Origin of the sequence: Streptomyces cathayae, assembly GCF_029760955.1 — a bacterium.
Classification (GTDB): domain Bacteria; phylum Actinomycetota; class Actinomycetes; order Streptomycetales; family Streptomycetaceae; genus Streptomyces; species Streptomyces cathayae.
In genome coordinates this window covers 4,179,107-4,202,126 of the sequence record NZ_CP121682.1, presented here as the reverse complement: position 1 = coordinate 4,202,126, position 23,020 = coordinate 4,179,107, and the positions used below count along the sequence as shown (strand labels likewise).

The 23,020-nt window shown below is 70.9% G+C and carries 17 protein-coding genes, 6 tRNA genes, 1 pseudogene and 1 riboswitch; of the genes and pseudogenes, 14 read left to right on the top strand and 10 right to left on the bottom strand.

Translation table 11 applies throughout. The annotated features are described in order from the left end of the window. The first annotated feature begins 34 nt into the window (after nucleotides 1-34). Complete coding sequence (locus tag PYS65_RS19165; protein ID WP_388708686.1) at nucleotides 35-1,423, top strand: PrsW family intramembrane metalloprotease; 1,389 nt, start codon at nucleotides 35-37, stop codon at nucleotides 1,421-1,423. 80 nt (nucleotides 1,424-1,503) lie between these two features. Here the strand turns inward: PYS65_RS19165 and PYS65_RS19160 are convergent, their stop codons facing one another. From PYS65_RS19160 to PYS65_RS19150, 3 genes are all read right to left on the bottom strand, one after another. Then, nucleotides 1,504-2,541, bottom strand: coding sequence for a M23 family metallopeptidase (locus PYS65_RS19160; protein ID WP_279335151.1), 1,038 nt, complete (start codon nucleotides 2,539-2,541; stop codon nucleotides 1,504-1,506). A gap of 11 nt (nucleotides 2,542-2,552) precedes the next feature. Further along, nucleotides 2,553-2,710: riboswitch (cyclic di-AMP (ydaO/yuaA leader) on the bottom strand. A 327-nt stretch (nucleotides 2,711-3,037) separates the two neighbouring features. Next, nucleotides 3,038-3,111: transfer RNA gene (locus tag PYS65_RS19155), tRNA-Met, on the bottom strand. A gap of 65 nt (nucleotides 3,112-3,176) precedes the next feature. After that, nucleotides 3,177-4,310: a dihydrofolate reductase family protein gene (locus PYS65_RS19150; protein WP_279335150.1), complete on the bottom strand. Its 1,134-nt coding sequence runs from the start codon at nucleotides 4,308-4,310 to the stop codon at nucleotides 3,177-3,179. Nucleotides 4,311-4,595: 285 nt separating this feature from the next. Between PYS65_RS19150 and PYS65_RS19145 the strand changes: the two are divergent. Continuing rightward, nucleotides 4,596-4,764 (top strand): annotated as a pseudogene (locus PYS65_RS19145) (cation:proton antiporter); the annotation flags it as partial. Nucleotides 4,765-5,021: 257 nt separating this feature from the next. Here PYS65_RS19145 and PYS65_RS19140 read toward each other — a convergent pair. Continuing rightward, nucleotides 5,022-5,720, bottom strand: a complete 699-nt coding sequence (locus PYS65_RS19140; RefSeq protein ID WP_279335149.1) for a response regulator — start codon at nucleotides 5,718-5,720, stop codon at nucleotides 5,022-5,024. A gap of 2 nt (nucleotides 5,721-5,722) precedes the next feature. After that, on the bottom strand, nucleotides 5,723-6,724 hold the full coding sequence (locus PYS65_RS19135; RefSeq protein WP_279335148.1) for a HAMP domain-containing sensor histidine kinase: 1,002 nt from the start codon (nucleotides 6,722-6,724) through the stop codon (nucleotides 5,723-5,725). Between the two features lie 498 nt (nucleotides 6,725-7,222). On the opposite strand from PYS65_RS19135, the gene PYS65_RS19130 reads away from it, so the two are divergent. From PYS65_RS19130 to PYS65_RS19110, 5 genes are all read left to right on the top strand, one after another. Continuing rightward, on the top strand, nucleotides 7,223-7,513 hold the full coding sequence (locus PYS65_RS19130) for a DUF3040 domain-containing protein (protein ID WP_279335147.1): 291 nt from the start codon (nucleotides 7,223-7,225) through the stop codon (nucleotides 7,511-7,513). Between the two features lie 616 nt (nucleotides 7,514-8,129). Continuing rightward, on the top strand, nucleotides 8,130-9,347 hold the full coding sequence (locus PYS65_RS19125) for a cation:proton antiporter (RefSeq protein WP_279335146.1): 1,218 nt from the start codon (nucleotides 8,130-8,132) through the stop codon (nucleotides 9,345-9,347). 141 nt (nucleotides 9,348-9,488) lie between these two features. Further along, a complete protein-coding gene (locus tag PYS65_RS19120) occupies nucleotides 9,489-9,914 on the top strand; it encodes a DUF4118 domain-containing protein (protein ID WP_279337998.1) in 426 nt (141 codons plus the stop codon). An 87-nt stretch (nucleotides 9,915-10,001) separates the two neighbouring features. Continuing rightward, nucleotides 10,002-10,490 carry a TetR/AcrR family transcriptional regulator gene (locus PYS65_RS19115; RefSeq protein ID WP_279335145.1) on the top strand — a complete coding sequence of 163 codons (489 nt, stop codon included), beginning with the start codon at nucleotides 10,002-10,004 and terminating at the stop codon, nucleotides 10,488-10,490. A 1-nt stretch (nucleotide 10,491) separates the two neighbouring features. Next, nucleotides 10,492-10,857 carry a hypothetical protein gene (locus tag PYS65_RS19110; protein WP_279335144.1) on the top strand — a complete coding sequence of 122 codons (366 nt, stop codon included), beginning with the start codon at nucleotides 10,492-10,494 and terminating at the stop codon, nucleotides 10,855-10,857. 142 nt (nucleotides 10,858-10,999) lie between these two features. Here PYS65_RS19110 and PYS65_RS19105 read toward each other — a convergent pair. From PYS65_RS19105 to PYS65_RS19090, 4 genes are all read right to left on the bottom strand, one after another. Then, nucleotides 11,000-11,072, bottom strand: a tRNA-Lys gene (locus PYS65_RS19105). A 153-nt stretch (nucleotides 11,073-11,225) separates the two neighbouring features. Further along, nucleotides 11,226-13,454 (bottom strand): DEAD/DEAH box helicase, encoded by a 2,229-nt coding sequence (locus tag PYS65_RS19100; protein WP_279335143.1) that lies wholly within the window; start codon nucleotides 13,452-13,454, stop codon nucleotides 11,226-11,228. Nucleotides 13,455-13,768: 314 nt separating this feature from the next. Then, the gene (locus PYS65_RS19095; RefSeq protein ID WP_279335142.1) at nucleotides 13,769-14,320 is read right to left on the bottom strand and encodes a hypothetical protein; all 552 of its coding nucleotides are present in this window, start codon (nucleotides 14,318-14,320) and stop codon (nucleotides 13,769-13,771) included. Nucleotides 14,321-14,415: 95 nt separating this feature from the next. Beyond that, nucleotides 14,416-14,766, bottom strand: coding sequence for a metallopeptidase family protein (locus PYS65_RS19090; RefSeq protein WP_055593280.1), 351 nt, complete (start codon nucleotides 14,764-14,766; stop codon nucleotides 14,416-14,418). Nucleotides 14,767-14,851: 85 nt separating this feature from the next. On the opposite strand from PYS65_RS19090, the gene PYS65_RS19085 reads away from it, so the two are divergent. From PYS65_RS19085 to PYS65_RS19055, 7 genes are all read left to right on the top strand, one after another. After that, a complete protein-coding gene (locus PYS65_RS19085; protein ID WP_279335141.1) occupies nucleotides 14,852-16,456 on the top strand; it encodes a metallophosphoesterase family protein in 1,605 nt (534 codons plus the stop codon). 153 nt (nucleotides 16,457-16,609) lie between these two features. Next, nucleotides 16,610-16,682 (top strand) — tRNA-Glu (locus PYS65_RS19080). Between the two features lie 48 nt (nucleotides 16,683-16,730). Continuing rightward, nucleotides 16,731-16,805: transfer RNA gene (locus PYS65_RS19075), tRNA-Asp, on the top strand. A gap of 24 nt (nucleotides 16,806-16,829) precedes the next feature. Then, nucleotides 16,830-16,903 (top strand) — tRNA-Phe (locus tag PYS65_RS19070). Nucleotides 16,904-17,004: 101 nt separating this feature from the next. Beyond that, nucleotides 17,005-21,060, top strand: coding sequence for an ATP-dependent RNA helicase HrpA (hrpA, locus tag PYS65_RS19065; RefSeq protein WP_279335140.1), 4,056 nt, complete (start codon nucleotides 17,005-17,007; stop codon nucleotides 21,058-21,060). 94 nt (nucleotides 21,061-21,154) lie between these two features. Further along, nucleotides 21,155-21,229: transfer RNA gene (locus PYS65_RS19060), tRNA-Asp, on the top strand. A gap of 429 nt (nucleotides 21,230-21,658) precedes the next feature. Next, a complete protein-coding gene (locus PYS65_RS19055) occupies nucleotides 21,659-21,913 on the top strand; it encodes a DUF6274 family protein (protein WP_279335139.1) in 255 nt (84 codons plus the stop codon). A gap of 589 nt (nucleotides 21,914-22,502) precedes the next feature. Here the strand turns inward: PYS65_RS19055 and bldC are convergent. Continuing rightward, nucleotides 22,503-22,709, bottom strand: a complete 207-nt coding sequence (gene bldC / locus PYS65_RS19050; RefSeq protein WP_003949541.1) for a developmental transcriptional regulator BldC — start codon at nucleotides 22,707-22,709, stop codon at nucleotides 22,503-22,505. Nucleotides 22,710-23,020 lie beyond the last annotated feature (311 nt).

The window sequence follows — 23,020 nt, the reverse complement described above, 5'->3', positions numbered from 1 at the left end:
CGGGCAGCGCCCTTCCCTCGTTAGGGTCAATGCCGTGGACACCAGCCGTCCGTACCCGACGCGACCCAGCGCGGGGGCACACCCCGCCGGCCCGCCCGGGCGGGCCCCGGGGCACGTGCACTGGTGGCAGCGGCCCTGGGTGCGCTATGGGGCGCTGACCGCCCTCCTCGCACTCTCCGGCCTGGTCATCCTGGGTCTGGTCCGCGAGCAGACCGGCACGGAGGGCTTCCTGGTCGGCCTCGGCCTCGCCGTCCTCCCGGTGCCGCTGCTCATCGCCGCCTTCCGCTGGCTGGACCGGGTCGCACCGGGCCCCTGGCGCAACCTCGTCTTCTCCTTCGCGTGGGGCGCCTGCGCCGCCGCGCTGATGGCGATCGTCGCCAACAGCTTCGCCACCCAGTGGATAGCGACGGAGACCGCGGACCCGTCCCGCGCCGACACCCTCGGCGCGACCGTCATAGCCCCCGTCGTGGAGGAGTCGGCGAAGGCCGCCGCCGTCCTGCTGGTCTTCCTCTTCCGCAGACGCGACTTCACCGGAATCCTCGACGGCGTGGTGATAGCCGGGGTCACCGCCACCGGCTTCGCCTTCACCGAGAACATCCTCTACCTGGGCAACGCCTTCGGCACCGACCAGCTCACCGGCGGCAGCGGTGTCTCCTCCGTCACCGCGGCGACCTTCTTCGTCCGTGTCGTCATGTCGCCGTTCGCGCACCCGCTCTTCACCGTGCTCACCGGCATCGGCTTCGGCGTCGCCGCGCTCGCCACCGAACGCCGGCGCCTGTGGCGCGTCCTGCCGCCGCTGGGCGGTCTGCTGCTCGCGATGGGCATGCACGCGCTGTGGAACGGCTCCTCGGTCCTCGGCGAGTACGGCTTCTTCGCCGTGTACGGGGCGTTCATGGTGCCGTCGTTCGGCCTGCTGACCTGGCTGGTGGTGTGGACGCGGCAGCGCGAGCTGCGGACCGTACGCACGGAACTGCCCGTGTACGTCGCCGCCGGCTGGCTGAGCCCGGCCCAGCCGTTCGCGCTCGGCTCGATGCGGGCCCGGCGCATCGCCCGGCGGTACGCGCGCCGGCACGGGGGCCGGGCGGCGGCCCGGACGGTGGCCCGGTACGAGGCGTACGCGACGTCCCTGGCGTTCCTGCGGCACCGGGCACGCCGCGGCCGCGTGGGCACGGACTTCGCCGCGCGGGAGGGGGAGCTGCTGCGGGAACTGTGGCGCCGCCGCGACGCGGCCCGCCCGGCCCTGGAGCACGCGGCCCGCGCCACCGCGCCGCCTGTACCGCCCTGGCCGGCGTACGGCGTGTACGGCGTGCACGGCATGCACGGCGCGACGGGCCTCGCGTATGCCCCGCACCCCGCGTACCCCGGGCACCTCGGGCATTCCGCGTACCGGCCGAACCCGTACGCGTACCCGTACCGCCCCTGAGACGTACCGCCCCTGAAACGTCTGACCGGCAGTCCTGACGTCGGGGGGTCGTCGTCAGGACTGCCGGGGCTGTGGTCGTCTCAGACCGTGAGGCCCTTCGACTGGAGCCAGGCCATCGGGTCGATGCCCGCGCCGGAGCCGGTGTGGACCTCCAGGTGGAGGTGGGCGCCGGTGGAGTTGCCGGTGGAGCCGACGCGGCCGATCACGTCGCCGGTGTTGACCTGCTGGCCGACGCTGACGCTGATGGAGGACTGGTGGGCGTACCAGATCTCGGTGCCGTCGTCGAGCGTCAGCACGGTCTTGTAGCCGTAGGAGCCGTCCCAGCCGGCGGAGGTGATCGTGCCGGTGTGGACCGCCTTGATCAGCGTGCCCGTGGGAGCGGCGAAGTCCAGGCCGGTGTGCTGGCCGGAGGCCCAGTAGGCGCCGGCCTGACCGAAGGTCGAGGAGACGGTGTACGAGGAGGTGGGCAGCGCGTACTGCCGGGCCAGCTCGGCGAGGCGCTCGGCCTCGGCCTTCTGCTTGGCCTCCTCCTCCGCCTTCCGCTTCTCCTCGGCGGCCTTCTCCTCCGCCGCCTTCTTCGCGGCGGCGGCCTTCTCCTTGGCCTCCTTCTCCGCGGCGGCGACGGCCTCGGCGGCGGCCTTGTCCTCGGCCTGGCTCTGCTGCTGCTCGACCTGGGCCATGATCCGGGCGTGCAGCGCCTCGCCGGCGTCGGAGCCGGAGCCGCCCTGCTCGGTGACCTCGTCGGCGACCGCAGCGATGTCGCTGAGCGCGGTGGCGGAACCCGCGGGGGTTTCCTCTTCGGAGATGAGGGAACCGACAGAGGGAAGGTCCGGCATCGAGATCGAGACCGGCGGCTTGCCGGTCTGGGCGCTGGCCATGCCGCCACCGGCGACGGCCGCTATGACACCGACACCCAGAACTGTGGAGCTGCGGGCGAGGCCTCCGCCGCGCTGCTTGCCGACGCGGTGCCGACCGCGCACGGGGCGGACGGACTCCTCGGTGGGGTTCCACTCCTCGAAGGGACCCTCGTCGGGGCGGGCACCGCCGTAGACGAAGGGATCGCCGTCGTACTGGCTCGGGATGAAGGGGGCCTCGGGAGCAGGCCGGTTCGACGCCACCTGGGCGTACTCCTTTCCTTCCTTCTCGCCTACCGGGTTAGCTGACGGGTTCGGAGCAGGAAGGTCTCCTACGCGCGTATACCCTCCGTGTCTCCACGGGGGTACCGACGCGATTCACCCCAAGATGTTGGTTCCCCGGTTCCCTTGCGGGATTCGGCGCATGCGCACGGAGCCGACTCGTGTGACGGCTGGGACGACCGCGCTGCGTTATCGAACGTTAATAGAGGTAGGGGTCGGATTCCAAGCCGTTCCTCTTGATCGTTAACGATTTCCACACGGACTTAAGCGCTACCGCCGGGCAAAAGCGGGCGAGTTGACTCTGCCTCACGCGTCACATTGGACTTGACGGTTTATCAGTTGTTATGCGCAGCGCGGTGGCCCGATCACCTGGCGTGACAACGGTGCGGAAGCCGGGACGAGGAGCCGGAGCGGCGAGGCGGAAGCCGAGAACGGCCGAGGGCCGGAACCCTTTCGGATTCCGGCCCTCGGCCTTCAGTAGCGGGGACAGGATTTGAACCTGCGACCTCTGGGTTATGAGCCCAGCGAGCTACCGAGCTGCTCCACCCCGCGTCGTTGTGTCACCAGCATACGGCATGCGGGGGACACTCCGCACACTCCTTGTCGTCGCCGTCGCGTCACCGGCCGATCAGATGGTCGTTCGGTGCCGTGGCGGCCTCCTCGTGCTCGGGCAGTACGACGACCTGGGCGCCCCCGGCGGCCAGCACTCCGCTGCCGTCGGCGTCCGCCACGAAGGTGTCCGGCTCCCGCCAGGCGGTGACCACCCGCCGCACCCCCGCGTCCAGGATCAGCCGCGCACAGGGCGCCGGACGCGAGGCGCGGCGCGCACAGGGTTCCAGGCTGGAGTACACGGTGGCGGTCGTGAGCCGCGGATCCGTGGGGTCGGTCTTGGCGAGGGCGGCCTCCTCGGCGTGCACCAGCGGGTCGCCGCCCTCCCGGGAGTGGCCGCGGGCCAGTTCGGTGCCGTCGGCCGCGACCACCACCGCGCCCACGCTGAAGGCCGTCTCCGACGGCGGGCACTGAGCCGCCAGTTCACAGGCGAGGGCCAGCCAGTGGTGGTCGGCGGCGACGGGGAGCGGGCCGGCGCCGGGGGCGGTGGGCTCGTAGCGCATGAGAACGACGTCGCCGACCTGGCGGGTCTCCAGCAGCCGCAGCCGACCGCCCTGGTAGGCACCGGGGCCGAAGAGGCGGGCGGCGTCCGGGTCGCCGACGAAGAGCGGGGCGAGGACCAACTGGAGCTCGTCGGCGAGGCCCTGGGTGAGGAGCTGGGTGTGGATCAGGCCGCCGCCCTCCACCATGAGCCGCCGGACGCCGTACACGTCGTACAGGTGCGTGAGGAGCCGCCGCCAGTCGAGTGCGGCGCCGAGCGGTACGACGTCGGTGGCGAGGCCGTGCGCGCGGGCGCGTTCGGCACCCTCGTCGGTCGTGTAGAGGACCTTCTCGCCGCCGGTGTGCCAGAACCGCGCCGCCGGGTCCAGGTCGCCGGAGCCGCTGACGCTGACCTTCAGCGGGTACGCGGACCGGCCCTCGGCGACCCGGGCGGCCCGCCGCTCGGGCGAGTTGACCAGCAGGCGGGGGTTGTCGGCGCGGATCGTGCCGGCGCCGATCAGGATCGCGTCGACCGACGCCCGTACCTCGTCGACCCGGTCGAAGTCGGCCGGGCCGGACAGCAGCAGCCGCTCGGGGCCGGTGTCGTCGAGGTAGCCGTCCAGGGAGACGGCGGCGGACAGCAGGACGTACGGGTGGGGCATCGACGCGCTCCTGGAAGGACAGGGGATTCGGAAACTGCGGGAACTGCGGATCGCTGAACTGATTCAAGTCTGACAACCGGATCGTGGGACCGGGCGGACCCCTATGAGGGTCGTCCCCCCTCTTGTGTGGGTGGTACCACGGACGGTCGTCGCGCGGGGGCGGCCGTGAGCGTGGAAGCACCGTGGAAACAACGCGAGAAGATGGGACAGAGGCGACGAAAATCCCGGCCCCCCGCCCCGTGCCGCACCGGCCGCAGCCCCGTCTGGCGAAGAGCCCCCATCGACGCCGACAGCGCGACCGTACTCCTCGCCCGTGGTGAGTTCGCGCTGATCCTGGCCGCCATGGCCACCGGCGCGGGGCTGGACGGCCGGCTCACCGCGTTCATCGCCGGGTACGTGCTCGTCCTCGCCGTCCTCGGCCCGGTGCTCGCCGGACGGGCCGACCTGCTCGCGCGCCCTGCGTGCCGTACAGGCACGGCGCTCCGACCACGGGCCCCCACCCGACGCCCCGGATCATGGGCCCCCACCCGACGCCCCGGGCCACGGGCCCGCGCCCGGCGCTCCGGAGGACGGGCCCGCACCCGACCTGGACACCGGGCGCGACCGGGAGGTGGAGCCCCTGCCGGCCGAGGCCGAGCGGTAGGGCCGGTCCGGGCGCCCGGGCCGACGCCGGTGGCGGTCCGGGCACCCGGGTGTCGACGCCGGTGGCGGTCAGGGCTCGATCAGACCGACCCGGATGGCGTACCGGGTGAGTTCCAGCCGGTCCTTCAGGTCGAGTTTGGCCAGCAGATTGGCGCGGTGGCGCTCCACGGTCTTGGGACTGATGACGAGGAGGTCGGCGATCTGCTGCGAGGTGTGCCCCTCGGCGACCAGTTTGAGGATCTCCTCCTCCCGGTCCGTGATGGCCTTGGCGGGCAGGCTCCGGCCGTCCCGGGCGAGTTCGAGGTAGTTGCGGATGAGGGCGTTGACGGCGCCCGGGTAGAGGAACGGCTCGCCCCGCATGGTGGCCCGGCAGGCCTCCACCAGGTCTCGGTCGGCGACGGACTTGAGGACGTATCCGGAGGCGCCGGCACCGAGCGCCTCGAAGAAGAACTGCTCGTTGTCGTACATGGTCAGGATGAGGATCCGCGTCTGCGGGAGGGTGCGGGAGAGCTCACGGGCCGCCTGGAGGCCGGTCAGACGGGGCATGGCGATGTCGAGGATGGCCAGGTCGGGTTCGTGGGCGCGGGCCTGCTCGATGGCTTCGGCCCCGTTGTCTGCCTCGGCGACGACCGTCAGGTCCGGTTCGCCGTCGAGGATGAGGCGTACGCCCCGGCGGACCAGCGCGTGGTCGTCGGCGAGGAGGATGCGGGTGGGCGGCGGGCCCTCGGCGGGGCCGGTGGGGGTGCGGGCGGGGGCCGGGTCGGTCATGTTCAGCGTTTCCGGTCGGGAGCGGCGGTCACGGTCGGCACGGCCCGCACGGGTGCGGGACCCCGTACGGGTACGGGTACGGCGAGGCGCACCCGGGTCCCGCCGCCGGGAGCGGGACCCACATCGAGGTCGGCGCCGACGAGCAGGGCCCGTTCACGCATCCCCCGGATACCGGCGCCCTCGGCCGCGGCACCGATGCCGTGGCCGTCGTCCCGGACCTGGAGGTCGACTCCGGCGGGGGTGCGGCGCAGGGAGACCTCCGCGCGACGTGCCTGCGCGTGCCGGGCTATGTTGGTGAGCCCTTCCTGGGCCACCCGGTAGAGAACCAGTTCGGCCTCCGGCCCCAGGTCGGGCAGGTCGGGGTCGAGGCGGTGCTGGACCATCAGGCCGGTGGAGGCGCCGAACTCGGTGGTGAGGGCCTTGAGGGCGCTGGCGAGCCCGAGTTCGTCCAGGACACCGGGGCGCAGCCGGCGGGCGATGCGCCGGATCTCGTCCAGGCTGCTCCGGGTGGTCTCCTGCACCAGGCTCAGCTCCTCGCGCAGCTCCACCGGGGCGTGGTCGGCGACCCGCTTGAGCTGGAGCAGGACGGCGGTGAGGCTCTGGCCTACCTCGTCGTGCAGTTCCTGGGCGATGCGGCGGCGTTCGTCCTCCTGCGCGGAGAGGGCACGGGCGCTGCTCGTGGCGCGTTCGTCCTCCAGCCGGTCGAGCATCGTGTTGTACGTGCTGATCAGCTCGGCGATCTCCCCGCGCCCGGCGACCTCGGGGCGCTGCCCCGGGCGGAGCAGGTCGGTGGTGGACATGGCGCGGGTGACGCGCTGCAGCGGGGCGAGGCCGACGCGCACCAGCAGCGCGTTGGCGAAGAGCATGGCGGCCAGCCCCACGGTGAGTACGGCGGCCTCGGTGAGCAGGACCGGGGTGGAGACGGTGACCGGTCCGAGCAGCAGGGCGGTGGCCGTGATCAGCACGACGGCGTTCAGCAAGAAGATCCGCCAGAACAGTGGCACTCAGTACCGCCTCCTCACCCCTGCTCGCCGTGCGCCGTCTGCCGTACTGTCTGCCGTAGGCTCCCGGTGCGGCGGGAGCGTTCCGGCGGCCCGTCGGTGCCGGGGGCGCGGACATGTGGGGCGCCACGACCCAGCGTGAACGCTGTTCCGGCTGTGCGCCATCCGTGCCGACCCCCATTTTTTCACGGGTCCGTGGGTGCCCGGGAGTCCCACCTACATCATCGCCCCCCACAAAGATGAGGGTCGGACCCGATGGTCCCGAGGCGCCCGGCGGGCGATCCTTGAAGTGGACGCGGGCCCGACCCCGCCGAACCGCCCGCACCGGGCGGGTGATGACCTCGGCACCCGGGCAAGCTCCCCTGTGTCGGCCCTCGTTCACGGGCCGACGGCTCACTTTCTCGCCCCCGGCGTCGGTGTCATGGAACCGACGCCCGGAGGCGTTTTTCAGGTGGCGGTCGGAGGTCTCCCCGTGCTGCCACCGCTCGGGAAGGAGGAGACGTGCCCCAGTCCGACGACCAGCGCCTCGTCGATCTCGCGGCCCGAATCGAGCAGGACGACCCGCACTTCGCGCGATCCCTGTCCAGCGGCCGGCCTGCCAAGCCGCGCGAGTACCGGTACACGCGCGCTTGGTGGGTACTGGGCATCGGCGTGGTCCTGCTGTTCATCGGTCTGGTCATGCCCCACGGGCTGCTCATCGCGACCGGTCTGGTCCTCAGCGGAATCGGCGTTCAGCTGTTCGACCCCTACCCGCCCCGGAGGGGCAGCCGATACCGGAACTCGGCTCGCTGATACGGCTCGAACCCGTCTTCAGACACGATTCACGGCCGCCGTTTCGTCACGTTGAGCGGCTTTTCTCATAGCGCACCCCGGTTTGGGGTGCGCTAAAATCTTTACCAAGCGCTTACGCTCCGTTGACCGGCGTTCCGCTCCTTCGTCGAGCGTTGACCGTCGAACGTCGAGCGCTGAGCGTCGGCTGCTCGTCATCGCCCGTCGAGCGCCGAGCGCTGACGACCGGTTGGGCCGACGACGAGAAGAGAAGAACGGGGGCGTGACATGGGTCGAGTGATCCCCGTGCGTGTCGACAACGCCGCCCGCGACGCCGTTCCCGATACCGGCGGCACCCTCTTCTGGCCCTAGCGCCCGTCCCACGCCGTCTCCGCTCACCCTGCCCTGGGCCCGCGGCCCCGGCCCCTCACCCCGTAGGGGACGACCCGCCCCGCAGGGGACACACCGGACGCTCCCCCTCCACACAACACCCGACACCCGACAGTCGACTCCCGCAGCACCACACCCCGGCACCTGGTTCCCCGGCTCCCGACTCCTGGGGTCCGCCCTCCCGCCCAGCGAGCCCCAGCTCTCAGGCACAGACGCCGCCACCGAACCGATCCACGGAGGTCAGCCGCCCGTGCACAACACCACCGCCTTGCTCGTCGAACTCGGAGCGATCATCCTCGCTCTCGGGCTGCTGGGCCGTCTCGCCGGACGGGTGGGCTTCTCCCCCATACCGCTCTACCTGCTCGCCGGGCTCGCCTTCGGCCATGGCGGGATCCTGCCGCTGCAGGCCAGCGAGGAGTTCGTCGCCACCGGCGCCGAGATCGGTGTCATCCTGCTGCTGCTCATGCTCGGGCTGGAGTACAGCGCGTCGGACCTCGTCACCACCCTCAAGACCCAGTACCCGTCGGGCGCGGTCGACTTCGTCCTCAACGCCGCCCCCGGCGCCGTCGCCGCGCTGATGCTGGGCTGGGGCCCGGTCGCCGCCGTCGCCCTCGCCGGCGTCACCTGGATCTCCTCCTCCGGGGTCATCGCCAAAGTGCTCGGCGACCTCGGGCGGCTGGGCAACCGCGAAACACCGGTCGTGCTCGGCGTACTGGTCCTGGAGGACCTCGCCATGGCCGTCTACCTGCCGATCCTCACCGCCCTGCTGGCCGGGGTGAGCCTCGCGGGCGGCAGCGTCACGCTGCTGATCTCCCTGGGCACCGTCGGCGCCGTCCTCTACATCGCCCTGCGTCACGGACGCGTCGTCAGCCGCGCGGTCTCCTCCGACAACGCCGAGATGCTGCTGCTGGTGGTACTGGGGCTGACCCTGCTGGTCGCGGGCGTCGCCCAGCACCTCCAGGTGTCGGCGGCGGTGGGCGCGTTCCTGGTCGGCATCGCGCTGTCCAAGGAGGTCGCCGAGGGCGCGCACGGTCTGCTGTCCCCGCTGCGGGACCTGTTCGCGGCGGTGTTCTTCGTCTTCTTCGGGCTGCACACCGACCCGGCGGACATCCCGCCGGTGCTGCTCCCGGCGCTCGCGCTGGCCGTCGTCACCATGCTGACGAAGATCGCCACCGGCTGGTTCGCCGCCCGGCGGGCGGGCATCCCGGCCAAGGGCCGCTGGCGGGCCGGGGGCACGTTGGTGGCGCGCGGCGAGTTCTCGATCGTCATCGCCGGTCTCGCCGTCGGCACGGAACCGCGGATCGGCCCGCTGGCCACGGCGTACGTCCTGATCCTGGTCGTCCTCGGCCCCCTCACCGCCCGCTGGACCGAACCGCTGGCCGGCCGCCTCACCCGCCGCAAGCCGGACGAGCGGCAGAGCACCGCCGCGCCGGTCGACCAGACGGAACCGGCCCATGCGAGCGGCTGACCACACACGACGGTACGGACGGGGTCACGATCAGCGGCCGATACGGACGGCCCGTTCGCGACGTCAGAGGTGCGAAAATCAGCCCGGCAAGCTCGGGAGGCACTCCACGGAAGCGGCAACATGACCACCAAGGCCCCCGGCATGATCGAGTGGGTCACCGTCGACACCGGCCCGCGGCCGGTCCCCCGGCCCGTCACCACTCCGCTGATATGGGCGGGCGCCTTCGGCGGTGCACTGGCCCTGATGACCCTCCTCCACACGGTCGTGGGCCCGCACCGTCCCGGGCTCTTCCTGGCGGCCCTGTCCCTGCTCGCCGCCGTCCTCGGCGGGTGCGCACGGTTCACCGCGGCCCCCGGTACCGCCGTCCTGTGCTGGCTGTTCCTCAACGGCTTCGCGACACCGCCCACCGGCACCCTCACCTGGGCCGGACCCAGGGACACGTTCTTGCTCGGCTGCCTGCTCACCGCCGCCCTCGTCGGCACGACCGCGTCCCGGCTGGCCCACGCCCGCGCGGCCTACCACCGCCTCACCCTCCGGACGGATCCCGAGGACGGCCGCCCGGCCTGACCGCCCGCGGCCTTGCGGGTCAAGGCGACCCGATTCAAGAACGCTTGTTCTTGACCGATCGTTCTCATACCCCGTACCGTCTTGGCCATGGGACGACCACGCGCCTTCGACACCGACCAGGCCGTCAGCACCGCAGCCGCCCTCTTCGCCACCCACGGCTTCGAGGGCACCTCGGTGGACGACCTGGTCACCGCCACCGGCATCCACCGGGGCAGCCTCTACAAGGTCTTCGGCTCGAAACGGAGCCTGCACCTGACCGCGCTCCGCCGGCACCTCGACCACGAGATCCACCCGGTCACCGCGGCCATCGCCACCCTCACCGACCCGGCGCAGGCACTGACCACCGCCACCGCCTCGTACGACAACGGTCCGGCCGCCGGGCTCCTCCTCCTCGCCGCCGCCGAACGCGCCCCCCACGACCCGGAGGTCGCCGCACTGGTGGCGGAGGGGATCACGGCACTGGAGGAGGCCCTGCGCCCCTCCCACGGTGACGCCGCCCCCCAACTCGCCTCCACCGTCCTCGGTTCCCGCCTGCGCCTGCGCGCCCTGCCGACCACCACTCCCAAGGAGTACTGACATGGCCCTGATCTCCATCGACCGCGAACGCGGCATACTGACCGCCGAGTTCCAGGGCCTCGACAAGCTCTGGACCCTCAAGAGCCGCCTGGAGATCCCCCTCGCCCACGTACGCGGCGCCACCCACGACCCCGGTATGGCCCGCGAACCCAAGGGCGTCCGCGTCGGCGGCTCCTACTTCCCCGGACTGATCACCGCGGGCCGCTTCCGCCGCAACGGTGAACGTCTGTTCTGGGACGTGAAGAACCCGGAGAAGGCAGTCGTCATCGAACTCGCCGACGCCGAGCACTACGACCGGCTCGTCCTCGAGGTCGAGAACCCCCGCGCCACCGTGGACCTCATCGAACAGTCCATCTCCCGCGCCTGAACGAACCCGCACCACGCCACGACACACTGATGCGGGCGCAGGGGGCCCGGCCACGGGACAACGAAACGGCGTCCGGGTCGGCCGAAGCCGACCCGGACGCCGAAGAGCAGGTCGAAGAGGGCGGTCCCTCCCCTGCAACCGGTAGGCCCTGTGGGACTCGAACCCACAACCAATGGATTAAAAGTCCACTGCTCTGCCAATTGAGCTAAGGGCCCTCGGCGATGTTGCCCCCACGAGCATAGCGGGATGTGGGCGCGTCTTTGATCGGGTATCGGTGAGGAGGACCCGGACGTGTCCCGGAGAAAACGCGGGAGGGCCCGCACGACGGGTGTCGTGCGGGCCCTCCCGGGTGGTCCGGTGCGCCGGGGTCAGCCGTTGCGCTTCCAGCGCGGCTTGTCCTCGCGACGGCCGACGGAGCCGCCACCGCGGTGGTCGTCACGGCGGCCGTAGGGGCGGTCGTGGGAGGCGCCGGAACGGAAGCCGGGGCGGTCGCCCTGGCGGTCACGGTTGAACGGACGGTCGCTGCCGCGGTGGCCGCCACGCTCGTCACGGCGGAAGCCGCCACGGTCACGGTCGCCGTCGCGGTTGAACCCGCCGCGGTCGTCGCGGCGTTCGAAGGAACGGCCACCGCGGTCACGGTCGAAGGAACGGTCGCCGCGCTCGCCCCGGTCGTCACGGCGGAAGCCGCCACGGTCACCGCGCTCACCGCGGTCGCCCCGGTCGTCGCGACGGAAACCGTTGCGGTCACCGCGGTCGTCACGGCGGAAGCCGCCACGGTCGCCGTCACGGCGTTCGAAGGAACGGCCGCCGCGCTCGCCGCGGTCGCCGCGGTCACCCCGGTCGTCACGGCGGAAGCCGCCACGGTCGCGGTCACGGTCCCTGTCGCGGTCACGGTTGAACCCGCCGCGGTCGTCACGGCGTTCGAAGGAACGACCGCCGCGGTCGCCGCGGTCACCCCGGTCGTCACGGCGGAAACCGTCCCGGCGCTCGGGGCGCTCGAAGCGCTCCGTGTCACGCGCGGTCGGCTGCTCCGGCAGCGAGACCTCGGTCTGGGCCTGGACCGCCGTCTCGGTGGCCGCCTCGGCCACCGCCGTCTCCGGGTCCTCGCCCCGCTCGCGGGCGGCCCTGGCGACCAGCCGGTCCGCCTCCTCCCGCAGTTCGGAGGCCCGGCGCTGCGCCCGCTCCAGTTCCTTGGTGAGCTGGGCGGCCTCGCGCTCGGCCTGCTGCGCCGCCTTGCCCGCCGACTCCGCCTGGACCTCGGTCATCGACCGGGCACCGGTGATCTCGGCGAGCTCCGGGTCGAAGGCCGCGCCGCCCTGGATGATGTGGCGCGTGGCGTCCACGCCCGCGTCCTCCATCAGACGGAAGATCTGGCGCCGCTGGTGCGGCAGCGAGAGGGAGACCACGGTGCCGGTACGGCCCGCGCGCGCCGTGCGACCGGCCCGGTGCAGGTAGTCCTTGTGGTCGCCGGCCGGGTCGACGTTCAGCACCAGGTCGATGCCGTCGACGTGGATACCGCGTGCGGCGACGTCCGTGGCGACCAGGACGTTGACGTAGCCGTCCTTGAAGTCGGCCAGCGTCCGCGTCCGCGCGCCCTGCGTCATGCCGCCGTGCAGCGCGTCGGCCTTCGCGCCCGCCTCGCGCAGCTGGTCGGCGATGCGGTCCGCGCCCAGCTGGGTGCGGACGAAGATGATGGTGCGGCCCTTGCGGGAGGCGATGGCCGCGGTGACCGGCGCCTTGTCCTTCGGCTTCACGACCAGGATGTGGTGCGACATGGTCGTGACGGCACCCTGGGCGGCGTCGACCTCGTGGCTGACCGGGTCCTTCAGGTACCGGTCGACGAGGGTCTTGATCTCGTTCTCCATCGTCGCGGAGAACAGCATGCGCTGACCGCCCGCCGGAACCTGGTCCAGCAGCTCCGTCACCTCGGGCAGGAAGCCCAGGTCGGACATCTGGTCGGCCTCGTCGAGAACGGCGATCTGCACGTTCGCCAGGGAGCACGCGCCACGGTTGATGAGGTCGCGCAGCCGGCCGGGCGTGGCGACGAGGATGTCGACACCGCGCTCGAGGGCGTAGATCTGGTTGCTCATGGAGGTGCCGCCGCAGACGACCTTCATGCGCAGGCCGACGACGTCGCCGTAGGGCTGGAGCGCGTCGGCCACCTGCATGGCCAGCTCACGGGTGGGCGTCAGGATGACGGCCCGCGGCTTGTGCTTCTCGGTCCGGCCGCCGGCCAGCGTGGTCAGCGTCGGCAGGCCGAAGGAGAGGGTCTTGCCGGAGCCGGTGCGGCCGCGGCCGAGGATGTCCTTGCCGGCCAGGGCGTCCGGGATGGTCGCTGCCTGGATCGGGAAGGGGCTGGTCACGCCGTTCTGCGTGAGCTTGCGTACGACGCCCTCGGGAAGACCGAGGTCGGCGAAGGTGAGCTCGGGGGTGTCGGCGGTGTCGGTGGTGTCGCTGTCATCGGTGACGTCGGTGACGGTGTCAGCGACGACGTCGGTGATGACGGCGGTGATGTCGGTGTCCACCGAGTTCCTCGTGTCCTCAGGGGTCACAGGGGTCTCGGGCACGACGACGTGATCAGTACTGGCGATGGGCATACGAATGCGAAACCTTCCGGAGTCTCTTCGGCACGCGCCCGTCAACTCCGTGATTCGCAATTCGCAATACGACCGCCTCGATGCGGTCCACCACGGTAAGGGGAGAGTACGCGCCACACGGCGCGCTCTGCAGTGGCGCCGGGCAAATAGGATCAAACGATCTGCCACCATACGCACCCTCCCCCACCGAAAGCAAACCGAACCCCCTTCACTCCACAGACCCGCAGGTCAGCAGAGTGAAGGCCAATCGGCCCACACATCGGTAGGACGGCAGGAGAAGTGCACATACCGGCAAGGAAACACTGGGGAAGCCGTTACACCGGCGCCCCCGCCTCCGGCGCCGGCTCCCGCCGCGCCAACTGGGGTTCCACCGGCTCGTCGGCCGGTGAGGACGGCTCCATGACCGTCGGCTCCGGTGTGACCGACGGCTCCGGCGGCGGAGGGGCGGGCTCCGGGTCCGACGGTCTGCTCGGCACCGGCGGCTCGGGCCGGCCGTCGGGCGTCGTCGGCTCCGTCGGTATGCCCGGCCGCCCGGTGTCGTCCGGCACCGGAGCGCTCGCCCCCGCGGAGTGCGACGCCTCGGCCGAGGCCGACGCCCCCGCCCCGCCCTTCTCACGCTTGCCCTTCCCGTCCTGGCCCGCACGGCCCCCGCGCTCGCCCTCGGCCACCGCGCCGCCCTGGCCGTCCGCGCCTCCCGGCCCCGGCGGCAGCCCTCCACCGGGTGCCTCACCACCCGGCCGGCCCGCGGAATGCGACGGCTTGGCGGCCCCGCCCGCCCCGTCCTCACCGACACTCATGCAACCGGCGGCAGCGGCGACGGCCACGACGGTGGCGGCCAGGCGGGCGGGTACGTACAAGGGGCGCACGAGGCCACCTCCGGTTGCGATGCTGGGTCGATGTGTCCAACTCCCGCCACCCGCAAGAGGACACGCCAACAACGCACCAGTGACAGACCGGTGACCTACCCGTAGCCGAGGGCGTGCAGTCGGGCGTCGTCGATCCCGAAATGGTGCGCGATCTCGTGCACCACCGTGATCTCCGCTTCCGCGACGACGTCCTCCCGGGACTCGCACATCCGCAGGGTCGGGCCCCGGTAGATGGTGATCCGGTCCGGCAGCACGCCGGCGTACCACTCGCCCCGCTCCGTCAACGGAGTTCCCTCGTACAGCCCCAGCAGCTCGGGATCGTCCGCCGGGGGCTCGTCCTCGACGAACACCGCGACGTTGTCCATCAGCCTCGTCAGCTCCGGCGGAATCCGGTCGAGCGCCTCGGCCACCAGCTCCTCGAACTCACCACGCGTCATCTCCAGCACACCGTCATTGTCGGCCATGACCCGTCCGTACGAGCGTCACCGGACACCCCGCATATCGGGTGCTCCGCATGGGCATACGGGAGCAATGGTCCGCGTCCCCTCCGCAGTCAGGAACCTCCGACACCGCCTCCCCGGGGGCCCGCGCGCCCGCAGTCGCCGCCACCGCCGCCCCGTCCCTCCGACGACGACCACCACCGCGCTCGCCCCCCGCCCCCGCCCCTGGAAGCGGGCCCTGGGACTCATCGCCGTCGTACTGCTGGGCGCCTGGCTCGGCCTGCTGGTCGTGGGCAACGTCCGGGTCCCGGTCGGCCCCATGGACACGACCATGACCCTGCGCCCCTCCCTCACCGGCGGCACGAAGATCAACGTCTCCCCCCTGGGCGCCCTCGACCTCGACAGCCACCACGCCCCCGTCCGCCTCGACGTCAACGTCGACCAGCTCGACCCCGCCCGCTCCCAGGCCCTCGTCGACCACCCCGAACGCTTCTCCGGGCTCCAGGACGAAGTCACCCAGGACATCGCCCGCGGCACCGCCGACCTCGCCGTACGCTCCGTCGTCGCCGTCGTCACCGGCGCCACCGCGCTCGGCCTCATCGTCTACCGCCGGCCCCGCCGTGCCCTGGCCGCGGGCGGCCTCGCCCTCACCCTGCTGGCCGCGTCCGGCGGCACCGCGTACGCCACCTGGAACCCGGACTCCGTCCTCGAACCGAAGTTCTCCGGGCTGCTCTCCTCCGCGCCCTCCCTGGTCGGCAACGCACGCAGCATCGTCACCGAGTTCGACGTCTACCAGAAAGAGCTGGCCCGCCTGGTCACCAACGTGACGAAGCTCTACGACGCCACCTCCACGCTCCCCGCCTACCAGCCCGACCCGACCACCATCCGGGTCCTGCACGTCTCCGACATCCACCTCAACCCCGCGAGCTGGGCGATCATCGCCTCGCTCGTCGAGCAGTACCGGGTGGACGTCATCGTGGACTCCGGCGACACCATGGACCACGGCACCGCCGCCGAGAACGGCTTCCTCGATCCCGTCGAGGACCTCGGCGCCCCCTATGTCTGGGTCCGCGGCAACCACGACTCCCTGGTCACCCAGCGCTATCTGGAAGGCCTCAAGAACGTCCACGTCCTGGACGACGGCCGGGCCGAAACCATCGCGGGCCTGCGCTTCGCCGGTACCGGCGACCCCCAGTTCACCCCGGACCGGTCCAGGAAACCCGGAGCCGAGCAGTCCCAGGAACTCGCCGGCGCCCGCCTCGCCTCCGCCCTGCGCGACCAGAAGGCGGCCGGCACCCCGGTCGACGTGGCCGTCGCCCATGAACCGTCGGCGGCCCGCGAGGTCGACGGCACGGTGCCCCTCGTCCTGGCCGGGCACATCCACCGTCAGAAGACGGAGGTCATGCAGTACGGCACCCGGCTCCGCACCGAGGGCTCCACCGGCGGCAGCGGCCTGCGGGCGATCGAGGGCGAACACCCCGACCCGATCGAGACCTCGATCCTCTACTTCGACCGCGACACACGCCGCCTCCAGGCCTGGGACGCGATCAAGCTGGGCGGCCTGGGTCTCACCACAGCCGAGGTCAGCCGCCACCTCCCGGAGGAGAACCAGCCGGGCGCGACACCGTCACCGACGCCTTCTCCATCGGCGGAGGGCCAACATCTTTTTGGTTTGGTCGCACCCGGAAGGCCGTAGTACAGTCTCGTCGTGCCCAAGGGCACCGGTCAGGGCTTGACCGTCCCGAACCCCGTCAGGGTCAGGGAGAAGCGGAACCTCTCGGGGAAAGCGGAGTCACATGCTTCTCACGTCCCCTGGGGCGATGGTGAAGCAAGCAGTATCGGTTTGCCCGCCCTCATCGTCTAGTGGCCCAGGACGCCGCCCTTTCAAGGCGGTAGCACGGGTTCGAATCCCGTTGGGGGCACGCAGTACAGTGTGCGACACTTGCTTCGGCAGTACGCACGCACCACTTGGTCCTGTGGAGCAGTTAGGAGTGCTCGCCACCCTGTCAAGGTGGAGGCCGCGGGTTCAAATCCCGTCAGGACCGCTGAGGTTTCACATGAGACCTCGTGGCTGGGTAGCTCAGTTGGTACGAGCGATCGCCTGAAAAGCGATAGGTCGCCGGTTCGACCCCGGCCCCAGCCACAACCACACCCCCTCCGGGTTCCCGGAGGGGGTGTTCGCGTGCGCCGCACCGCCAAAACTGTTGGCCACAAAATTCTCGATGATGAGATCCTGGTTCCCGTATGTCCACGCAACCTGTCTCCGCTTCCGCGTCCTCCTCCGACGCCTCCTCGTCCGGCGCCGCCTCCTCGCCCGGCGCCCCGTCTCCCGGCACCGCCTCCTTCGGCGCCCTCGCCCCCCGCCTGACCGAGCTCTCCCTGCGCGATGCGCAGCGGCTCGGGCGCAGGCTCGAAGGCGCACGCAAGATCCGCAAGCCGGAGGCCCGGGCCGCCGTGCTCGACGAGATAGCGGTGGAGGTCACGAAGGCCGAGGAGCGGATGGCCGGGCGGCGTGCGCGTGTTCCGGCGATCACGTATCCGGAGCAGCTGCCGGTCAGCCAGAAGAAGGACACGATCGCCGAGGCCATTCGCGATCACCAGGTGGTGATCGTCGCGGGCGAGACGGGTTCCGGCAAGACCACGCAGATCCCGAAGATCTGTATGGAGCTGGGCCGGGGCGTCCGCGGGATGATCGGGCACACGCAGCCCCGCCGGATCGCCGCCCGCACGGTGGCGGAGCGTGTCGCCGAGGAGCTGGACACTCCGCTCGGGGAGGCCGTCGGCTGGAAGGTGCGGTTCACCGATCAGGTGAGTCCGGACTCCACCTTCGTGAAGCTGATGACCGACGGCATCCTGCTCGCCGAGATCCAGACGGACCGGGAGCTGCGCGCCTACGACACGATCATCATCGACGAGGCCCACGAGCGGTCGCTGAACATCGACTTCCTGCTGGGGTACCTGGCTCAGCTGCTGCCGCGGCGTCCGGACCTGAAGGTCGTCATCACCTCGGCGACCATCGACCCGGAGCGGTTCTCCCGGCATTTCGGTGACGCTCCGATCATCGAGGTCAGCGGTCGTACGTATCCCGTCGAGGTGCGGTACCGGCCGCTGCTCGAGGAGGATTCGGAGGACGCCGACCGCGACCAGATCACCGCGATCACGGACGCGGTCGAGGAGCTGGTGGCCGAGGGGCCGGGCGACATCCTGGTCTTTCTCTCCGGTGAGCGGGAGATCCGGGACACGGCGGACGCGCTGACGAAGAAGCAGTACAGGTTCACCGAGGTGCTGCCGCTGTACGCGCGGCTCTCGCACGCCGAGCAGCACCGTGTCTTCCAGCAGCACAGCGGCCGCAGGATCGTTCTCGCGACCAACGTGGCGGAGACGTCGCTGACGGTGCCGGGCATCAAGTACGTCATCGACCCGGGCTTCGCCCGTATCTCCCGGTACAGCCACCGGACCAAGGTGCAGCGGCTGCCGATCGAGCCGGTGTCGCAGGCCAGCGCCAACCAGCGCAAGGGCCGCTGCGGTCGCACCTCGGACGGCATCTGCATCCGGCTGTACAGCGAGGAGGACTTCGAGGCCCGCCCGGAGTTCACGGACGCGGAGATCCTCCGCACGAACCTGGCGTCGGTCATCCTGCAGATGACGGCGGCGGGCCTGGGCGACATCGAGAAGTTCCCGTTCATCGATCCGCCGGACCACCGGAACATCCGGGACGGCGTGCAGTTGCTGCAGGAGCTCAACGCGCTGGACCCGGCGCAGAAGGACCCCCGCAAGCGGCTGACGGAGACCGGGCGGAAGCTGGCCCAGCTGCCGGTCGACCCGCGGCTGGCGCGCATGGTGCTGGAGGCGGACCGCAACGGCTGTGTCCGCGAGGTGATGGTGATCGCGGCGGCGCTGTCCATCCAGGACCCGCGTGAGCGGCCGGCCGACAAGCAGACCCAGGCGGACCAGCAGCACGCCCGGTTCCGGGACGAGACCAGCGACTTCCTCGCCTACCTGAACCTGTGGCGCTATGTGCGCGAGCAGCAGAAGGAGCGCGGCTCGTCGTCCTTCCGGCGCATGTGCAAGCAGGAGTATCTGAACTTCCTGCGGATCCGCGAGTGGCAGGACATCTACACGCAGGTGCGCACGGTCGCCAAGCAGATGGGCATCCACCTCAACGAGGAGGACGCGCCCGGGGACCGTATCCACGTCTCGCTGCTCGCGGGGCTGCTCTCCCACATCGGGATGAAGGACGTGAAGGAGTCGAAGGACTCCGGTGCGGCCGGGCGCAAGGACGGCGGCGGGCGCAACGAGTACGTGGGGGCGCGCAACGCCAAGTTCGCGATCTTCCCCGGTTCGGCGTTGTTCAAGAAGCCACCGCGGTTCGTGATGTCGGCGGAGCTGGTCGAGACGTCCCGGCTGTGGGCCCGGGTCAACGCGAAGATCGAGCCGGAGTGGGTCGAGCCGCTCGCCGGGCATCTGCTGAAGCGCACGTACAGCGAGCCGCACTGGGAGAAGGACCAGGCCGCGGTGATGGCGTACGAGAAGGTCACGCTGTACGGCGTCCCGATCGTCGCCCACCGCAAGGTGAACTACGGCCGGATCGACGCCGAGGTGTCGCGCGAGCTGTTCATCCGCAACGCGCTGGTCGAGGGAGACTGGCGCACGCACCACAAGTTCTTCGCGGACAACCGCAGGCTGCTCACCGAGGTCGAGGAGCTGGAGCACCGGGCGCGGCGCCGGAACATCCTGGTCGACGACGAGACCCTGTTCGACTTCTACGACCAGCGGGTTCCCGAGCACGTCGTGTCGGGGGCCCACTTCGACTCGTGGTGGAAGCGCAAGCGGCACGAACAGCCGGACTTCCTCGACTTCGAGCGCGAGATGCTCATCCGTGAGTCGGCGGAAGCCGTCACCAAGGCCGACTATCCGGATTCCTGGCAGCAGGGTGCCCTCACGTTCCGGGTGACGTACCAGTTCGAGCCGGGTGCGGACGCGGACGGGGTGACGGTCCATGTCCCGCTCCAGGTGCTGAACCAGGTCACGGAGGAGGGCTTCGACTGGCAGATCCCGGGTCTGCGGGAGGAGGTCGTCACGGAGCTGATCCGTTCCCTGCCCAAGCCGATCCGCCGCAACTACGTGCCGGCGCCGAACTACGCGAAGGCGTTCCTGGAGAGAGCGGTTCCGCTGCAGGAGCCGCTGACCACGACGATGGCGCGTGAGCTGAAGCGCATGGTCGGGGTGCCCTTCGACGCGGACGACTTCGACTGGTCCAAGGTCCCCGACCATGTGAAGGTCACGTTCCGGATCGTCGACGAGCGTCGCCGCAAGCTCGACGAGGACAAGGACCTCGAAGCGCTCCGGCTCCGGCTCAAGCCGAAGGCCCGCCAGGCGCTCTCGCGGGCGGCGGCCGCCACGGCCGAACGCCGGGGCGGCGAGTCCCTGGAGCGTACGGGGCTGACCGACTGGACCGTCGGCACACTGACCCGCGTCTTCGAGACACGGCGGGCCGGTCAGCCGGTGAAGGCGTTCCCGGCACTGGTCGACGACGGCGACACGGTCTCCGTACGGCTCTTCGACACGGAGGCGGAGCAGCAGCCGGCGATGTGGAAGGGCACGCGTCGGCTGATCCTGCGCAACATCCCGGTGAGTCCCGCGAAGTTCGCATCCGAAAAGTTGACGAACCCCCAGAAGCTCGCGCTGTCGGCGAATCCGCACGGTTCGATCCAGGCGCTGTTCGACGACTGCGCGATGGCGGCGGCGGACCGGCTGATCGCGGACTTCGGTGGGCCCGTGTGGGACGAGGAGTCGTATCGCAAGCTGTACGACAAGGTGCGCGCGGAGATCGTGGACACGACCGTCCGTGCGGTGGGTCAGGTGCAGCAGGTACTCGCCGCCTGGCAGGCGTGTGAGCGCCGGCTGAAGAGCGTGCGCAGTCCCGCGCTGCTGGCGAACCTCCAGGATGTGCGGGGGCAGCTGGACGCCCTGGTGAAGCCGGGGTTCGTGACGGAGACGGGGTTGCGGCGGCTGCCGGACCTGATGCGGTATCTGGTGGCCGTGGACCGTCGTCTGCAGCAGATGCCGGCGAACGTCCAGCGGGACACGACCCGCATGGAGAAGGTCCGGGAGATGCGGGACGAGTACGCCTGGCTGCTGGAGCAGATGCCGCAGGGGCGGCCGGTGCCGCAGCAGGTGCTGGACATCCGCTGGATGATCGAGGAGCTCCGGGTCAGCTATTTCGCCCACGCGCTCGGCACGGCGTACCCGGTGTCGGACAAGCGGATCGTGAAGGCGATCGACGCCGCTGCTCCGTGACCGGAGCGGCACGCAGGGTGAATTCGACCAGCGGGCCAGGACTCCTGTACAGTCTCTTTTCGCAGCGCAAGACGGTAATCGCGCCGCGAAGCCTGGTCCTGTGGAGCAGTTAGGAGTGCTCGCCACCCTGTCAAGGTGGAGGCCGCGGGTTCAAATCCCGTCAGGACCGCATCATGGAGGGGCCCGCACCGTACGGTGCGGGCCCCTTCCCCATGGGGCAGCCAGGCCAGAGCAGAGGCCGCGCCCGCGTCGGCAGCCGCCGTCGAACGCAGCAGATCCCGTCAGGACCGCGTTCACGGAGGGGCCCGTGCCCATACGGTGCGGGCCCCTCCGTCATGGGGTGATCAGGCCGGGCCAGGCCGGACCGGGACCGCGCCCGTGCCCGCCGTCCCGGTCCGGTCCGGTCCGGTCACCCCGGAAGTCCTCACCGGCGGCGTGAGGGCCTTTCAGGTGGTCCCGCGCGTCGAACCCCGCGTCCCGCGCCGAGCGCCTCTGAGGCTTCCCGACGGAACTCCCTGCGCCTTGACGGGACGGGATTCCCTGGGTACCCCGGACAGCAGGGCAGGCCGCTCTCCGTGCGGCCCCCTGGAGGTGACACATGACCGCATCGGCCAGGCACGAAACGCGGGCGTTACTCCGCGCGCACCTGTCGGCCGCGTCGTCGTTCGGGGGGCATCTCACCCGCCACTGTCCCGTCTGCCACCGCCTGTTGCGGCTGGCACTGGACTCCGCTCCCCACGACTCCACGCCCCGCCCCACCGCACACACGGAATCCACCGAGCGCACCGAGCGGCCACCGGAGCCCGTCGAGGGCGAGAGCACCGCGACCGCCCAGCCCACCGCGACCACCTAGCCCACCACCCGGGCCACCGTCCTGCCCACCGTCCCGCGCAGCGCCCCGGCCGCCCAGTTGCCGGGCCCCGCCGCCGAGTTGCTCACCTCGCTCCCCACACCCGACCCCTCTAGCGCATATGCCGGTGGCCCAACAACCCAGCCGACATGTGACGGGTGTCACCGCATGAGTTTTGGAATGTGCGGTACTTACCCCCGTCCTACGCCAAGTCAATTTAATATGTGCAATTGCACTACCCTCGGGGACCCGCACGGGTCTCCGCACAGATGGCCCCACAGTCGCCCCCGGAGTCGGACAGGCTCGCGCACGAAGCACCCACCGGCCCGCCGGAACGGCCTTTCCGGGGCCGCAGCCAGCACCGATCACCGAGCGTTCACACCGACCGGCCGGCGGCCCACCGCACAAAAAAAATCGCGCTGGACTCGGCGGAGTCCAGCGCGATCGACGACGCACCCTGTGCAGCTGCCGGGAAAGTTCTGTCCGGCGTGGGAGAGGGGCCTGTTGGGGCAGTCCCCGCGTCGTGTGGAGCCGTGGTTCCGGACGCCTCGACCAGTTGGGGTCGGCCGGTTCGTCCGGGTTATCCAGTTGTTCAGGCCTCGCTGCGCTGCTGCGGAATGCCCGCGAGCAGAGCGCGGACCTCAGCTTCGCGGTAGCGGCGGTGCCCGCCGAGCGTGCGGATCGACGTGAGCTTGCCGGCCTTCGCCCAACGCGTGACCGTCTTCGGGTCCACGCGGAACATGGTGGCAACCTCAGCCGGGGTCAACAGCGGCTCGGCATCAGGGGTGCGAGCGGTCATGAGCGGCCTCCTCGGGAGAACCGAACCTTCTCGGTTCTTTCCTCTAAATTCTGCACCTTGACCCGCGTTGCCCGAAATGGCGGACGCGGGTCGAGTCGGTTATAGGACGAACGGCTTGTCCTCGGCACTACAACTACACCATCCGTCCAGCCGCGTCGGCCAAACCGATGGAATTGCCCTCCCAGGTGTCCATCAGCCGCGGAAGCCGATGGACCATGCCATAGCGGACAGTTACCCGCTTGTGACGATCAGTCACAGGCGAGATCAGGAGCCACTCGACCCCCCAAAGCGTGCAATGCTGAGATTCCGCC